The sequence below is a fragment of the Streptomyces sp. NPDC041191 genome, from assembly GCF_055591945.1.
Genome location: NZ_JBVIZC010000014.1, coordinates 93,080 through 107,732 on the forward strand (window position 1 = coordinate 93,080; position 14,653 = coordinate 107,732).

17 protein-coding genes are annotated in these 14,653 nt (G+C 74.4%); 9 read left to right on the plus strand and 8 right to left on the minus strand.

The window, feature by feature from the left end; all coding sequences use genetic code 11:
- Positions 1 to 106 precede the first annotated feature (106 nt).
- The 5 genes from crcB to ACZ6AQ_RS25945 form a co-directional block, all read right to left on the minus strand.
- Positions 107 to 484 (minus strand): fluoride efflux transporter CrcB, encoded by a 378-nt coding sequence (gene crcB / locus ACZ6AQ_RS25925; RefSeq protein ID WP_468762793.1) that lies wholly within the window; start codon positions 482 to 484, stop codon positions 107 to 109.
- A gap of 61 nt (positions 485 to 545) precedes the next feature.
- A complete protein-coding gene (locus ACZ6AQ_RS25930) occupies positions 546 to 1,040 on the minus strand; it encodes a fluoride efflux transporter FluC (protein WP_468762795.1) in 495 nt (164 codons plus the stop codon).
- Between the two features lie 275 nt (positions 1,041 to 1,315).
- On the minus strand, positions 1,316 to 2,470 hold the full coding sequence (locus tag ACZ6AQ_RS25935) for a S1 family peptidase (protein WP_468762797.1): 1,155 nt from the start codon (positions 2,468 to 2,470) through the stop codon (positions 1,316 to 1,318).
- Between the two features lie 182 nt (positions 2,471 to 2,652).
- The gene (locus ACZ6AQ_RS25940; RefSeq protein WP_468762799.1) at positions 2,653 to 2,925 is read right to left on the minus strand and encodes a twin-arginine translocase TatA/TatE family subunit; all 273 of its coding nucleotides are present in this window, start codon (positions 2,923 to 2,925) and stop codon (positions 2,653 to 2,655) included.
- Between the two features lie 176 nt (positions 2,926 to 3,101).
- Positions 3,102 to 4,160, minus strand: a complete 1,059-nt coding sequence (locus tag ACZ6AQ_RS25945) for a sporulation protein (protein ID WP_468762801.1) — start codon at positions 4,158 to 4,160, stop codon at positions 3,102 to 3,104.
- A 730-nt stretch (positions 4,161 to 4,890) separates the two neighbouring features.
- Here ACZ6AQ_RS25945 and ACZ6AQ_RS25950 point away from each other — a divergent pair.
- On the plus strand, positions 4,891 to 7,164 hold the full coding sequence (locus tag ACZ6AQ_RS25950) for a catalase (protein ID WP_468762803.1): 2,274 nt from the start codon (positions 4,891 to 4,893) through the stop codon (positions 7,162 to 7,164).
- 228 nt (positions 7,165 to 7,392) lie between these two features.
- Here ACZ6AQ_RS25950 and ACZ6AQ_RS25955 read toward each other — a convergent pair whose 3' ends face one another.
- Positions 7,393 to 8,481 carry an SRPBCC family protein gene (locus ACZ6AQ_RS25955; RefSeq protein WP_468762805.1) on the minus strand — a complete coding sequence of 363 codons (1,089 nt, stop codon included), beginning with the start codon at positions 8,479 to 8,481 and terminating at the stop codon, positions 7,393 to 7,395.
- A gap of 3 nt (positions 8,482 to 8,484) precedes the next feature.
- Complete coding sequence (locus ACZ6AQ_RS25960; protein WP_468762807.1) at positions 8,485 to 9,447, minus strand: histone protein; 963 nt, start codon at positions 9,445 to 9,447, stop codon at positions 8,485 to 8,487.
- A 204-nt stretch (positions 9,448 to 9,651) separates the two neighbouring features.
- On the opposite strand from ACZ6AQ_RS25960, the gene ACZ6AQ_RS25965 reads away from it, so the two are divergent.
- Genes ACZ6AQ_RS25965 through ACZ6AQ_RS26000 form a run of 8 tightly spaced genes read left to right on the plus strand, consistent with a single transcriptional unit; the run spans position 9,652 to position 13,651 of the window.
- Entirely contained in the window at positions 9,652 to 10,020 is a 369-nt protein-coding gene (locus tag ACZ6AQ_RS25965) for a gas vesicle protein GvpO (RefSeq protein WP_468762809.1), read from the plus strand.
- A 28-nt stretch (positions 10,021 to 10,048) separates the two neighbouring features.
- Entirely contained in the window at positions 10,049 to 10,522 is a 474-nt protein-coding gene (locus tag ACZ6AQ_RS25970; protein WP_468762811.1) for a gas vesicle structural protein GvpA, read from the plus strand.
- A gap of 5 nt (positions 10,523 to 10,527) precedes the next feature.
- Positions 10,528 to 11,244 (plus strand): GvpL/GvpF family gas vesicle protein, encoded by a 717-nt coding sequence (locus ACZ6AQ_RS25975; protein ID WP_468762813.1) that lies wholly within the window; start codon positions 10,528 to 10,530, stop codon positions 11,242 to 11,244.
- A gap of 43 nt (positions 11,245 to 11,287) precedes the next feature.
- Positions 11,288 to 11,536 (plus strand): gas vesicle protein GvpG, encoded by a 249-nt coding sequence (locus ACZ6AQ_RS25980; protein WP_468762815.1) that lies wholly within the window; start codon positions 11,288 to 11,290, stop codon positions 11,534 to 11,536.
- Positions 11,537 to 11,569: 33 nt separating this feature from the next.
- A complete protein-coding gene (locus ACZ6AQ_RS25985) occupies positions 11,570 to 12,010 on the plus strand; it encodes a gas vesicle protein (protein WP_468762817.1) in 441 nt (146 codons plus the stop codon).
- Positions 12,007 to 13,017 (plus strand): GvpL/GvpF family gas vesicle protein, encoded by a 1,011-nt coding sequence (locus ACZ6AQ_RS25990; RefSeq protein ID WP_468762819.1) that lies wholly within the window; start codon positions 12,007 to 12,009, stop codon positions 13,015 to 13,017. The genes ACZ6AQ_RS25985 and ACZ6AQ_RS25990 overlap by 4 nt, the downstream gene beginning before the upstream one ends.
- The gene (locus ACZ6AQ_RS25995; protein WP_468762821.1) at positions 13,014 to 13,229 is read left to right on the plus strand and encodes a gas vesicle protein; all 216 of its coding nucleotides are present in this window, start codon (positions 13,014 to 13,016) and stop codon (positions 13,227 to 13,229) included. The genes ACZ6AQ_RS25990 and ACZ6AQ_RS25995 overlap by 4 nt, the downstream gene beginning before the upstream one ends.
- A complete protein-coding gene (locus ACZ6AQ_RS26000; protein ID WP_468762823.1) occupies positions 13,226 to 13,651 on the plus strand; it encodes a gas vesicle protein K in 426 nt (141 codons plus the stop codon). Before ACZ6AQ_RS25995 ends, ACZ6AQ_RS26000 begins: the two co-directional genes overlap by 4 nt.
- Positions 13,652 to 13,946: 295 nt before the next feature.
- Here ACZ6AQ_RS26000 and ACZ6AQ_RS26005 read toward each other — a convergent pair whose 3' ends face one another.
- A complete protein-coding gene (locus ACZ6AQ_RS26005) occupies positions 13,947 to 14,498 on the minus strand; it encodes a YciI family protein (RefSeq protein WP_468762824.1) in 552 nt (183 codons plus the stop codon).
- Between the last annotated feature and the right edge of the window lie 155 nt (positions 14,499 to 14,653).

A 14,653-nucleotide genomic window follows, 5' to 3' on the forward strand; every position in this document is an offset into this window, starting at 1 on the left:
GGAGGAGACGTCGCAAAACAGGTCAAGCCGCGGCGCTGTGCGGAGGTGCGTGGTGGGGCAGGGGATCACGATCAGGGCCCGGGGGGGCGAGCGGGTCGCTCCCGGTTCAGGGGAACAGGACCCGGGCGGCGGCGAGCCCGGCGAGCACGGCGCCGACCCCGGCGACCACGGAGGCGACGACGTTGGCCGCGGCGAGGAGCTTCGCCCCGGTCTCGGCCAGCCGCAGCGTCTCGTAGGAGAACGTCGAGTACGTCGTCAGCGCGCCGCACAGCCCGGTTCCCAGGAGGAGCCGCGCGGTGTGCCCGGCCGCGCCGGACAGGACGGCGCCCGTGAGGAGGCCGAGGAGCAGGGACCCCACGACGTTGACGGTGAGGGTGCCCCAGGGGAAGGCGGTGCCGAGGCGGGCCTGGACGGCGCGGTCGGTCAGGTGGCGCAGGGACGCGCCGGCGGCGCCGCCGGCGGCCACGAGGAGGAGGTCGTTCACCGGGGGCCCGCCGGGGAGCCGGTGCCGGAGGCCGGGCGCACCGGCGCGTGCGTACGGAGGGTCATGACGCGCTCCGGTCCGCCAGGAGGCGGCGCGCGCCGAACACGCCGGCGCCGACCGCCGCCGCCGCGGCGACGACGGTCGCCACGAGGTAGGCGAGCGCGACGGGGGCGCGGCCGTCGCCCAGGAGGCGGCCGATGTCCGCGCAGTACGTGGAGAAGGTGGTGAACCCGCCCAGCACCCCGGTTCCGAGGAACGGGCGCAGCAGGGGGTGGGCGGCGAAGACCTCCGTGACGGCGACGAGGAGGACGCCGAGCAGGAGGCAGCCGACGGCGTTCACCGTCAGGGTCGTCCAGGGGAAGGCGTCGGGGGCCGTGGGCCACAGCCGGGACGCCTCGAAACGGGCCAGGGAACCGAGCGCGCCGCCCGCCGCGACGGCCGCGAGGACGCCGTGGCGCGATCGGCGCGGCTCCCGGGGCCGGCGGACGTCCTCCGGCCCGTCGCCGGGGCGGGCCGGCCCGGACGCCGCGGCCCGCGGGGGTTCGTCGGAACGCATGTCTCTCCCTACGCGTGGTCTCCCGCACGCGGGCGCGGACGGGACGGGTCACGCGCGGGGACCGTCGGCGACGGCGTGCCTCGCGGTTCGGGTACGGCGGGCCCCACCGCCGCGCGGCGGCCCGGGGACGGTCGCGCCTCCAGGATACCGGGCGGCACCGGGACCCCACCGCCGGGCGCGGGGCGCCGACGCGCGGCCGCCGCGAGCGGTCGCGCGCCGGCACCCCGCCGGACGGCGCGCGCGACCGGAAGCCGCGCGCAGGACGGTGCCCGGGATCAGGCGGTGTGCAGGGTCAGCCCGTAACGGCCCAGGATCTCGTTGACCGGCTGGAACCAGGTCTCGCCGCCGCCGGAGCAGTTGCCCCAGCCGCCGGAGGTGACGCCCTGGGCCTGGTCGCCGCTGATGAACGCGCCGCCGGAGTCGCCGCCCTCCGCGCAGACGCTGGTCTTCGTCATCTGCTGGACGGCGCCCTGGCTGTAGTTGACCGTCTCGTTCTTGGCCAGGACCGTGCCGCAGTGCCACTTGGTCGTGGAGCCCGAGCGGCAGACGGACGAACCGACGGGCGCCTCGGCGGAGCCGCGCACCAGCCGGTCCGGGACGGTGCCCCAGCCGAGGACGACCGGGACGGTCCACCATCCGCTGTGGATGCTCACGTACGCGTAGTCGTTGCCCGGGAACGAGGAGCCCTGGAAGGTGCCCATGGCGGAGCCGTCCCAGCCGCGCACCGCCGCTCCGGCCTGACCGCAGTGTCCGGCCGTCACGAATCCGCCGTGCACGGAGAAGCCGATCGAACAGCGCACGTTGCCGGTGTAGTACGGGTCGCCGCCGACGGTGCCCGCCGCGTACGTACGGGGCGCGGCGGGCGCCTCGGCGACGGTGACCGGTCCGCCGGCGCGGGCCCGCGCGACGAAGGCGCGCACGGCGGGCGCGTCCTTCTCGGCGCGCACGACCGTGACGACGACGCTGTTGCTCCTCGGGTCGACGTGCCAGCCGGCCACGCCCGCCGGGGCGGGGAGCGCGTCCAGGCGGGACTTGGCGCGGTCGAGGGCGGCGGCGCCGTGGCGGACGACCCGGGTGTCGGCGCCGAGGGCGCGCACCCCGGCCTCCCGGGCGCGGTCGGTGAGGGCGACGACGAGGCGTCCCGTCGCGGGCTCGAACCACGACCCTCCGTACGCGTCCCCCGCGGCCCGCCGGGCGGCCTTCTCCACGGCCGTGGCGGTCTTCTCGGCGCGCAACCGCTCCTCGGCCCGCGAGGGAGTCAGGCCGAGGTCCCGCCGCAGGGCGTCGAGAAGGCCGGCCGAGGCCGAGGGGGAGGCCGGGGCCGGTTCGGGGAGCGGGGCGGCGTTCGCGGTCCCGGCGTGGGCGGCGCCGAGACCGAGTGTCAGCAACAGGGCCGCGAAGGCGGCGCCCAGGGAGGTGGTGCGTTTCACGAAGCCTCCTGGTGAGGGGGAGTCGAACGCGTGAGAGCGCTCTCAGGGAGCGTCGGCGCCACGCTAGCGGCATTGTTTTGTCAGGTCCATACCAGAAACAGGTCGCCGTTTCCCCTTCTCGTCCCCCCGCCCGCACGACCGGTCGGCGCCCCGCGCGGCACCGGAGCCGGACGCCGGCCCGCTCAGGTCCGGGAGGCGGTGCCGGTACCGGTGCCGGGATCCCCCGCCGGGGGGCGGGTGGTGTCGCCCGGCGCGGGCCGGACCACGACACCCGTGACGACGCGGGGACCGTCGGCCGTGGACGGCCGCGCCGGTTCGGACTTCATCGCGGCCGCCTCGCTCTTGAGGATCCGTGCCGACGTGCCCAGGGAGCGGGCGAGCCCGGGAAGCTTCTTGGCGCCGAGGAGAAGAATGACGACGATGAGAAGGATGGCGATTTCACTGATGCCGAACATGAGGGCGTGTCCTCTTCTGTGATGCGGGGGGCGGGCAGGCGCCCCGGAGCCGGGGGGTTCGCCGTACGGGGCGGGTGCGGGTCGGACGCGTACGCCGGGGCCGGCCGCGACGCGGGTGGGAGCGCCGGGGGAGGGCCCCGGCGCTCCCGGCGCCGCTCCCGGCCGGGAGGGGGGGATCACTCCTCGTCGGCCCCTTCGTCGCTCCCGCCCTCGTTCTCGCCCTCGCCCTCGTCCTCGTCTTCGTCCTCGAAGAAGTCGCCCACCTCGTCCACGACTTCGGCGGCGATCATGCCGCCGGCCACGCCGACGGCGAGTCCGGCCGCGCCGGCCGCGATCGCGGTGCCCGCGCCGGGACCCGTGCGGCGGTGGCCGCCGTGCCCGCCCTTGTGGGCGTGGTCGTCGTGCGGGCCCCGGCCGAAGAACGCCCCGCCCTCTCCGTACGCGTCCTGGTGGCGGTATGCGGCGTGGTGGTCGAGGAGCCGGTCGATCCACTCCTCCACCCGGGCGTTCCAGTCGGTCCGTTCGACGTCGTGATGGCTCACGGTGAAACGGGTGAGCACGTCGTGGCTCCCGGAGAAGGCGCCTCCGCGCTTGTCGGCCTCCAGGACGACCTCCAGGCCGGCCGGACCGGCCAGGAACGTCAGCTCGATCTCGCCGACCCGGTGCGCGTACCCGGGGGCCGGGACGATCTCGATCTCCTGGTAGAACGGAAGCCGCTGGCCGGTCCCGTCGATGCGGCCCAGCTCCAGGTCCGCCGACTTGAAACCGAAGCCCAGTTGGCCGAACGCCTCCAGGACCGCCTCCTGCGCGGGCAGGGGGCGGACCGCGAGCGGGTCCAGGTCGCCCTTGTCCCGCGCCCCGGCGACCCCGAGTTCGGTCCGCACCCCCAGGGTGATGCCCAGGCCCTGCCCGTACAGCTCGGTGACCGGCGTCTCCCACGGCAGCGCGAAGGAGAAGGGCACGCTGAGCCGTTCGTGCTCCGTCAGGCGGAAGTTCCCGCCGACGACGTGCCGGTGGAAGACGACCGTGCCCTCCGACTCGCCGTCGTCGTGTTCCGCCTCGACGCGGGCCACCAGCTCCAGGGTGAGGTGCTCGACCGTGAAGTCGGCCTCGCCGCCCCGGAGGTGGACCTGCCCGCCGAGGGTGCCGCCCGGGGTTACCGCGCCCGGGTCGAGCACGGTGTCCACCGAGGGGCCTCCTACGCCGAGCGAGCCGAGCAGACGCTTGAACACCATCGGGCGTTCACTCCTTCATGTCACGTGCGGGGAACGGCGCTTCGGGCCGCGCCACCCCTTGTCTACATCCATGTAGAAGCATAAGGGGAGGAGGGCCGCCGCCCGTCGGCCCGAACGGCTCGCCACGGACGCGGTGACCGGGGAAGGGTCCGTGGCGCGGTGAATCCGGTGTGCGGCCCGACGGCCCTGTCCGGGACGCGACCCGGGAGCGGCGCCCGCCGGCCGGCTCGCGCCGGTGGGGGCGTGCGGCTCCCGGCCGGCCCCGGGGGCGTGGCGGACGCGACGGAGCCGCCGGGCCCACCGGAAACAGGCAGCGGCCGGGGACGGAAGCACGGGCCGCCGGAAAGGCTCGGGCGACGGCGGTCCACGGGGCGGGCACGGGCGGACCGCCACCCTCCGGTTCCCGCACCCGTGGGTGTCGCCCGTTCGCCTCCGAGATCGACTCGGCAGGTGTGGGGCGCGGACGAAGGGGCAGGCGGGTGGAGCGAGCGGCCCGTACGTACCGCTCCGTCGCCCGCGGCCCCCGCCGCGGGCGACGGAAACGTCCCGGACGCCCGCACCCGCCGGTCCCGCCGACCGTCCGGCCCGCGGGCGCGTCCGCGCCGCCACGACCGGACGGAACGCCGACACGCCGACGCTGTGCCGTTGGACGGAGATCGGGGGCGCATGCGTTACGGCGCTCCCGCGACCGGTCATGGCTACGGAGTCCCCGCCCGACCACGGAGGAACGATGTCCCACGAGAACCCCCTCAAAGCAGCCGTGAAGAAGCTGACCGAACCGCTCAGGCAGGACGGGCCCCCGGAGGGCGTCCCCGGTGCTCCCTCCCCGGCGTCGGCGTCCCTGGAGGAGCCCACCACTCCGCAGGAGCCCCTGCCGCCCAAGCCCGACCAGACCGGTCCGGAGACGGTGAGCCCCACCGGCCAGCCCACCGGTGCGGAGCAGGCGCGGGTGGCGCAGAGCGGGGCCTATCTGACCACCGCGCAGGGCACCCGTCTGTACGACACCGACCACTCGCTCAAGGCGGGCCCGCGCGGGCCGGTCCTCCTCCAGGACCACCACCTGCGCGAGAAGATCATGCACTTCGACCACGAGCGCATTCCGGAGCGCGTGGTCCACGCCCGCGGCGCCGGGGCGCACGGCGTCTTCCAGTCGTACGGCACGGCGACGGGCGTGACGAAGGCGGCGTTCCTCGCTCCCGAGGCCGAGACCCCCGTGTTCGTCCGGTTCTCGACCGTGCTCGGTTCGCGCGGCTCGGCCGACACGGTCCGGGACACCCGCGGGTTCGCGACGAAGTTCTACACCGAGGAAGGCGTCTTCGACCTCGTCGGGAACAACATCCCGGTCTTCTTCATCCAGGACGCCGTCAAGTTCCCCGACGTCATCCACGCGGGCAAGCCCCACCCCGACCGGGAGATCCCGCAGGCCCAGAGCGCCCACGACACCTTCTGGGACTTCGTGTCGCTCCACACCGAGGCCCAGCACCACGCGCTGTGGAACATGTCCGACCGGGGCATCCCCCGCTCCTACCGGATGATGGAGGGCTTCGGCGTCCACACCTTCCGCCTCGTCAACGCCGAGGGCGCCACGACGCTGGTGAAGTTCCACTGGAAGCCCAAGCTGGGCGTGCACTCCCAGGTCTGGGAGGAGGCGCAGATCGCGGGCGGCGTGGACCCCGACTTCCACCGCCGTGACCTCGCCGACGCCATCGAGGCGGGCGCGTACCCGCAGTGGGAGCTGGGCATCCAGACCTTCCCCGACACCCCCGACCAGACCTTCGAGGGCATCGACCTGCTCGACGCGACGAAGATCGTCCCCGAGGAACTCGCCCCGGTCCAGCCGATCGGCCTGCTCACCCTCAACCGCAACCCCTCCAACTTCTTCGCCGAGACCGAGCAGGTGGCCTTCCACGTCGGCCACCTGGTGCCCGGCATCGACGTCACCGACGACCCGCTGCTGGCCGGGCGCCTCTTCTCGTACCTGGACACCCAGATCACCCGGCTGGCCGGCCCCAACTTCAACCAGATCCCGATCAACCGGCCGCACGCCCCGGTCAACGACATGCTCCGCGACGGCTTCCACCAGCAGGCCGTGCACACCGGCGTCGCGCCCTACAAGCCGAACTCCCTGGACGGCGGCTGCCCGTTCTTCGCGGGCGCGGACACCGGCGCCTTCGTCGAGGTGCCGGTCGAGGTCCCGGCCGGGCGCAAGGTCCGCGAGGCGCCCGCCTCCTTCGGGGACCACTTCAGCCAGGCCCGGCTGTTCTGGCTGAGCATGAGCCCGGTGGAGCGCGAGCACATCATCGCCGCCTACACCTTCGAACTTGGCAAGTGCTGGGACAACGCCATCAAGGAGCGCCAGCTCCAGGCCCTCGCCAACATCGACTCCGAGCTGTGCGCCCAGGTCGCCGCCGGCCTCGGCATGTCCGTCCCCGCGGCCACCGAACCGGCTCCGGACGTCCGGCCCAGCCCCGCCCTCTCGCAGGTCGGCGGGGAGTGGCCGACCGACGGACGGATCATCGGCATCGTCTCCGACGGTTCCACCGACGCCGACGGCGTGCGCGCCCTGCGCCGGGCGGTGCTGGACGCGGGCATGGTCCCGCTGGTCATCGCGCCCGCCGGCGGGGAGATCGGCGGCGACGCCGACCCGATCACCGTCCAGCGCACCTTCGCCACCGCGCGCTCGGTCGAGTTCGACGCCGTCGTCGTCGTGGGCACCCCCGCCCCCGGCGCCGACTCCCTGGGAGCCCGGGACGCCAAGGCCGGCGAGCCCGGACAGGGCGGGGCGTCCGTGGACCCGCGCCTGGCGCTCCTCGTCTCCGAGGCGTTCCGGCACGCCAAGGCCATCGGCGGCTGGGCGGGCGCGGAGGCCGTCCTCGAAGCGGCCTCGGTGCCCACCGGCGCCCCCGGTGTGGTGCTCGCGGACGGCGGTGAGGCGGTCCTGTCGGGACTGACCCCGCTCCTGGCCAAGCACCGCGTCTGGGACCGCTTCCCCACCACGGTCTGACCCCTCCGCGTCACGGGCGGGGCCGCCGTCCCGTACGGCGGCCCCGCCCGTACGGGACGGCGGCCCGGAACGGCTCTCCCCACCGGCTCACGGAGCACGCCGACATCCGGCCACGACCCGCCGCGCCCTTCCAGCCAGGGCGCGGCGCTCCGGTTTCTCCGGTTTCTCCGGTTTCTCCGGTTTCTCCGGCGCCGGACGGGCCGGGGACGCGCGGAGCCCGTACGGGGCTCAGCGCCCGCCCCGCCTCCGCCCGGCGGGCTCGTCCTCGTCCTCCTCCTCGTAGCCGTCCTCCTCGTCGTCGTACGCGTCCTCCTCGGCGGGCTCGTCCTCGTCGTCGTACTCGTACTCGTACGCCTCGTCCTCGTCCTCCTCGGGCTCGTCCCCGTACTCCTCGGCCTCCTCGCCCTCCTCGGTCTCCTCGGTCTCCTCGTCGGGGTCCCGCCCCTCTTCCCCGTCGTCCTCCTCCCGGCCGGCTCCGTCCGCCTCCTGCTCCTCCTCCAGGGCCTCCTCGTGCGTACGGACCACTTCGCCGTCGCGGATCTCGCCGCGCCAGCCCTCCGGCTCGTCGTCGGTGAGGGTGACGTGCCGGCGGAAGTGCTTCAGGTCGAGCCGGAGGCGGCGACCCTGGGCGCGCCAGAGGTTGCCCGTCTTCTCGAAGAACCCGGAGGGGTAGTACTCCACGGTGACCAGGACCCGGGTGAGGGACGGTCCCAGCGCGTGGAAGCTGACGCAGCCCCGGGTCGAACCCTTGGCGCCCTCGGAGGTCCAGACGATGTGCTCGTCGGGGACCTGTTCCTGGACCGTCGCCTTCCAGCCGCGGGTGGAGGGACCCACCTTGACCTTCCAGTCGCTGGTCGTCTCGTCGCCCCGCGACACGTCGCGGACGCCCTTCGTGAAACCGCTGAAGTCCTCGTACTGGCACCAGTGGTCGTAGACCCTGCGGAGCGGAGCACCCACGTCCACCGTCTCGACGATGCTGGTGATCTTCTGCGTTCCGCTCTTGCGTTTGCCCTTGCCCCCGTCCTTGCCGAACAGGCCGGACGCGGTGTCGGCGACCTTGTCCTTCAGACCGCCGAGCGAGTGGCCCACCATCGCCTTGACGGGCGAGTCCCCCTGGAGCATGCGCCCGCCGATGTCCGCGAGGCTGCCACCGTTGTCGGCCACGTCCTGCAGCTGTCCGGTGAGGTCCCCGAGCCTGTCCGTGGCCTTCTCCGCCAGCTGCCCGGTCCGGGCGGAGACGTAGCCGCCCACCTCCCCGAGCAGCTTGTCCAGTCCGGAACCGGCCTCCGTGGGCCGGGTGCGGTCGTCGCGTGCCATGGCCTACCTCCGCGCCGACGGCCTGCGCGCGGCCGTCTTCTTCGCGGCGGTCTTCCCGGCCGCCGGCTCGCGGGCCGTGCTCTTCTTCGCCGCGGGCTTCCCCGCGCCGGTCCTGGCGGCCGCCGTCCCGCGTGCCGCCGTCTTCTTCGCCGCGGTCTTCTTCGCGGCCGTCTTCTTCGCCGGCGGGGCACCGGCGGTCTTCTTCGCGGGAGCGGCCTTCTTGACGGGAGCGGCCTTCTTGACGGGAGCGGCCTTCTTCGCGGGCGCCCGGCCCGTCGCGGGCCCCTTCTCCGCCCCGGTGCCCTTCGCGGACGCCTTCCCGGCGGAGGCGGCCGGGCTCCTTGACGGGGCCTTCCTCCCTCGTGCCGCGGGCGCCCCGCGCGGACGGGTCCCCGGGGCTCCTCCGTCCCGGGCGCGGCCCGGGGCGCGCGAGGACCTGCGCGGCTCCGGGGTTCCGTTCCCCGGTCCGGGCTCTTCGGGTTCCCCGGGCTCCTCCTCCCGGGCGTCCGGGTCCTCCTCGTCCTCCTCGTCCTCGTCGTTCTCCTCGTCCTCGTCGGGCTCCTCGGGCTCGTACGTGCCGTCCTCGTCCTCCTCCCCGTCCTTGTCCTCGTACTCGTCCTCGTCCTCGTACGGTTCCTCCTCCCCATCGTCGCGGTCACCGAGCGCCAGGGTTCGCTCGTGGAGCGTGTCCGCGAGATCGGCGAGCTTGCGGTCGGCCGCCGCCCTGAGAGCCCGGCGGCCTGCGGTCAGGGCCTCGCCCCTGAGCTGGTCACCCATCTCCGCGACCTGCGGTACGTCCTTGAGCCTGGTCAGACCCTCCGTCAGGAGCTGCCGGGGTTCGAGGCCGAAGCGCCGGCCCGCCAGGTAGGTCGCCGCGGTGAACGCGAGACGGCCCTTCTTCGTACGCCCCAATACGTAACCCCCGACCACCGCGGCGGCCAGAGTGATCTTGGACGTGTCCTCCATGGTCTCCGTCCCTTCATCGGGCGCCCGTGGCCTCGCCGTCGCCCGTACGGAACCTTCCGTATCGGGTCGCACATCGGCACGCACGCCGGTGAAGAACGCCCCGCGCGGGCGGTGGGGAACGAGCCTGCTCTCCCGGGCATGGCATATGTCCCTATACCATGAAATTCTAGCCACAACCGGCTGGACGTTCTCTGGGAGTGCCCCATGGCCTCAGCAGACCCGGACCGCCCCCGACGAGCCGCCCCCCACGCCGACGCCGAGCGGCGGGGACGGGCTCCCGCCCGCCGCCGGCCCGCGCCGGACCGGGCGAAACCCGTCGACGCGGGCTCGGCGATGAGTTCGGCCGCCGCCCAGCTGGCGAAGCTGCTCGGCAGACCGCCCGAATCCGTCTCCTCGCTCAGGCCCACCGACTCGGGATGGGAGGCGCAGGTGGAGGTGGTGGAGCTGGAACGCATCCCCGACACGACCAGCGTGCTGGCCAGTTACAAGGTCTCGCTCGACGAGGAAGGCGCCTTGATCTCCTTCGAACGGACCCGTCGCTACAACCGCGGAATGATCGATCGGCCGTTCTGAAACCGGTTCGGCCGCGAAGGGAGGCACCATGACCATGGTGCCGCAGGGCGGCAGCGCAGCCGGGGGCAGGGGCTCCACGGGCAGTCTCTACGACGTCCTGGAACTCATACTGGACCGGGGCCTGGTGATCGACGTCTTCGTCCGCGTCTCGCTGGTGGGGATCGAGATCCTCAAGATCGACGCCCGGATCGTGGTGGCCAGCGTGGACACCTATCTGCGCTTCGCCGAAGCCTGCAACAGGCTCGACCTCGAATCCGGCCGCAAGGCTCCGGCCCAGCTCCCCGAGGTCGTCGGGGACATGATGGAGGGCGGGGCCCACGGCAAGTCCAAGGGCGCCCTCAGCGGGGCGGTCGACGCGGTGACCGAGTCCCTGACCGGGAGGTCCCGCCGGGACGAGGAGGCCGGTGAGGAGCCGTACGAGGAGGAGGCGTACGAGGAGGAACCCGCCCCCCGCCGCCGGAAGCCCCCCGCCCGGCGCCCGGCGCGCCGTGAGAAGGAGTGACCGAGATGGCCCTCTACGTCTACGCCGTCACGGCGAAGGACCGCCCCCTCCCCGTCACGGACCTCTCCGGCGTCGGCGCCGAACCGTCCCCCGTGCGCGCCGTGGCGGCCGGGCCGCTGTGCGCCGTGGTCAGCGATGTCTCCGAGGAGATCCGGCCCAAACGGCGCGACCTGCTGATCCACCAGGAGGTGCAGGAACGCCTCATGGCGGACGGCCCCGTCCTGCCCCTGCAGTTCGGCTACACCGCCCCCGACGAGGAGACGGTCGGACGGGTCCTCCGCGAGAACGCCGACGGCTACCTCGCCGACCTGGACCGGCTCGAAGGCTGCGCCGAGTACCACGTGAGGGCGACCCGGAGCGAGGAGGGGCTGCTGCGGGAGATCCTGCGGGACACCCCCGAGGCCCGGGAACTCGACGAGCGGATCCGCGCCGGGGACCCGGACCCCCAGCTCCCGCCGGCCCTCGGACAACTGGTCGCCGCGCGGGTGCGGGAGCGGCAGGACGCGCTCGCGGCCGGGCTGGTCGACGCGCTCGTCCCGTACGCCCGGGAGCACAGCCTCCGGCCGGCGTCCGGCGACGACTTCCTCAACCTCTCGCTCCTGGTCCCCGACGACCGGAAGGAGGAGTTCCTCGCCGCACGGTCGGATCTCGCCCGGTGGCTCGGAGAAGGGGTGGATTTCCGGCTGACCGGCCCCCTGCCGCCGTACAGCTTCGTCCGGTGACGGATTTCCCCGGAGCGCGGACCCCGGAAGGAGAGCGAAGAGGATGGGACTGCTGACACAGCTGCTGACACTGCCCGTCGCCCCGGTGCGCGGCGCCGTCTGGGTCGCCCGGAAAGTCGCGGAGGAGGCGGAGGCGGAGTACTACGACCCGGCCCCCGTACGGCGGGAGCTCCGGGAGCTGGAGGGCGGGCTCGTGCGGGGCGAGATCGACCCCGAGACCTTCGACCGGCGCGAGGACGAGCTGCTCGACCGGCTGGAGGAGATCGAGGCCCACCGGCGGGGGGCGCCATGACCGGGAACACGGCCGGAAAGCGAGGCCGCCGTCGTGTCTGATCCCCTGCCCGACCGGTTCGGGTCCGTTCCCTCCCGGGCGGCGCCGGTGCCGTACGGGCCGAGCTCCTCCGCCAGCCTCGCGGACATCCTGGAGCGGGTGCTCGACAAGGGCATCGTCATCGCCGGGGACATCCGCATCAACCTGCTCGACATCGAACTGCTGACGATCAAACTGCGCATCCTGGTCGCCTCCGTGGACAAGGCGAAGGAGATGGGCATCGACTGGTGGGAGCACGACCCCTCCCTCTCGTCGAAGCACACCGGCGGTCCGCTGGCGGAGGAGAACCGACGCCTCCGCGCGGAGCTGGAGGCGCTGCGGCGGGACACCCTCGGCACGGCGGGGGAGGCCCGGAGCGAGCCCGTCGCGGAGGAGGGGGCGCCGCGCGACGGGACGCCGCCCGGCCGCGGAGCGCCCGGAAGGCGCGGGACATGAACGGCGGTGGAGGTCTCACCTACGTCTACGCCGCGACCCCCGACACACGGCGGCTGCGCGCGGCCCTCCGGGACGTCCACGGGGTCTCGGGGGCCCCCGTGTTCCTCCTCGGCGAGCACGGAACGGACGCGTCGGCCGTCGCCGCTCCCGGCGGACCGGACGCCCTCGCGTTCGTCGTCAGCCGGGTCGCGCCGCACGAGTTCGACGAGCGGACGCTGAAGGACCGCTTCGAGGACCTGGAGTGGCTGGAGGGCGTCGCCCGCGCCCACCACGAGGTCGTCCAGACCGTCGGCCGCCACGGCACCGTCCTCCCGCTGCGCCTGGCGACCGTCTACCAGAACGACGAAAGGGCCCGCAGGGCCCTCGGGGCCCAGCACCACGTCCTCGCCCGGCGGATCGCCCTGCTCCGCGACCGCGCCGAGTTCGGCGTCAAGCTGTACGTCGGCCCCGACGGCCCCCCGGAGGACCACGACGCCGCCGGTGCGGACGGAACGGCCCCGCCCGGCCCCGGCAGGGCCTATCTGAGCCGCCGCCGGGCCCAGCACGGCGCCCGGGAGGACCGTTACCGGCACGCCCAGGAGGCGGCCGGCCGGATCGAGGCCCTGGCCTCCCGGCTGAGCACGCACCGGGTGCGCCACCCCGCTCAGCGGGGAGCCCTGGCGGGCCCCGAGGAGAACGTCCTCAACGACGCCTACCTCGTCCCGCACGACCGGGCCGAAGAGTTCCGCACCGCCCTCACGGCGGTGGCGGGGGACCTCGACGGCGTACGCGTCGAGGTGACCGGGCCGTGGGCCCCCTACTCCTTCGCCATGCCGTCCGATCCGGGCGGGCTCCCCGAACCGTCAGGGCTCCCCGGTCCGTCCGGTCCTGCCGAACCTCCCGGTCCGTCCGGTCCTGCCGAGCCCCCCGATCCGTCCGGTCCTGCCGAACCTCCCGGTCCGTCCGGCCTCCCCGAGTCCCCCGGGCCGGCGGAGCCGGGCCCGGCCCCGGGCGGGAGGCCCCCGTGACCGTCGCCCGGCCCACCGGGCCGCTGCCCGCCCGCCAGGTGGCCCTGGTCGACCTGCTGGACCGGCTGCTCGCCGGGGGAGTGGTCCTCTCCGGCGACATCGTGCTGTCGATCGCCGGCATCGACCTCGTCCGCGTCTCGCTCCGCGCCCTGGTCGTCTCCGTCGACTCCGCGTCGGACCCCCTGGGACCGTTCGACCGGGAGCGGACGTGAGCGAGGAGGCCCCGCCCCCCGGCGAACGGGAGGCCCGCCCCGCGCGGGAGGCCGTCCCGCCGCTGCGCGAGGTCGGGGACACCCTGGGAGACGCCTTCCGCCTCCTGCGGGCGCCGCCCGCCCCGGCAGACGGTCCGGCGCGCCCCGCCCGCAGGCTCCGGGCCGACCGCGAGACGGTGGAGGAGGACCTGCTCAAACTGGTCCTCACCCTCGTGGAGCTCCTGCGCCAGCTCATCGAGCGGCAGGCGCTGCGGCGCGTCGACGCCGGCGACCTCACCGAGGAGCAGGAGGAGGAGCTGGGCGCGACCCTCATGGCCCTGCACGACGCCCTGTCCGACCTCTGCGCCGAACACGGCTACACCCTCCAGGACCTCAACCTCGACCTCGGCCCTCTCGGACCCCTGCTGCCACGGGAGGAGTGAGGACCGGGACGGACCCCCCACTCCCTAGGGACCGGACCCGCCCGTTCGGGGCGGCATATGCCCGGGGCTCTTCCGTGCACACCTCTGGCGCGCACCCGGGTGCCGGTGGCAGGGTGACGGCACGCGGTCCCCGCGCCCGCCTCCGAAGGGACCGTCCCCCGGGTCCGTCCGTCCCCCCGAACCGGCGGACCCGCGCCCCCCTTCCCGGCTCCCCACGGGAAGGGGCCAGGCGCGTGCGCGGAGCCGGAACGGTCCGGGGCGACCGCCTCTCGCGGGGCGACCGCCCGCTGCGGGATCAGGACGGCCGGCCACCGAACTGCCAGGCGTGCACCTCCACATCGGCGTACCGGTCCCGGGTGAGAACGCTGCCCGCCGCATCCGGGTCCGGCGCCCGGAGCAGCGCCGCCGTGCCCAGCCACGCGGCGCCGTCGTCGGACAGCAGCGGCCCGTACGCGATCAACTCGTCCTTGTCGCGCGGCACGGAGAGGTCGACCGGCTCTCCCGCTCCGAGGCCGAGCACCAGGTAGCGGTCGTCGCCGTCACGGCCTCCGGGGAAGTCCCACATGGTCCGGCCCAGCAGGTCGCGCCACCGGCGCACCATGACGTCCCGGTAGACGCCGGCCTGGTAGCCGGGCTCCTCGAAGGCGAACGCGCGGGCGGCGGCGGCGTCGGGCAGGTCCACGATGTGCACGCTGCCCGTGGGCGTCCCGCGGTCGTCGGTGAGGGTCGGGCCCCGGGCGATCATCTCCGCCGCGTACGCGTCCATGAAGGACCAGTGCCGCTCCAGCAGTTCGAAGCGCAGCTCCTCGGAGCCGGGGCGGTCACGGTGGTGACAGAAGAATTCCATGCCCGCAGTCTGGAGGAGCGGACGCCCGTTCGGGAACCGCCGGCGGACCGGGCCGTACGCGTCGGGGCCCCTCCGGCCCGGGGCCGTCCACCACGCCCGGGGGAGCCGTACCGGCGGAAGCCCCTCCGTGCGGGATCCGTGCGGAGGGGCGGACG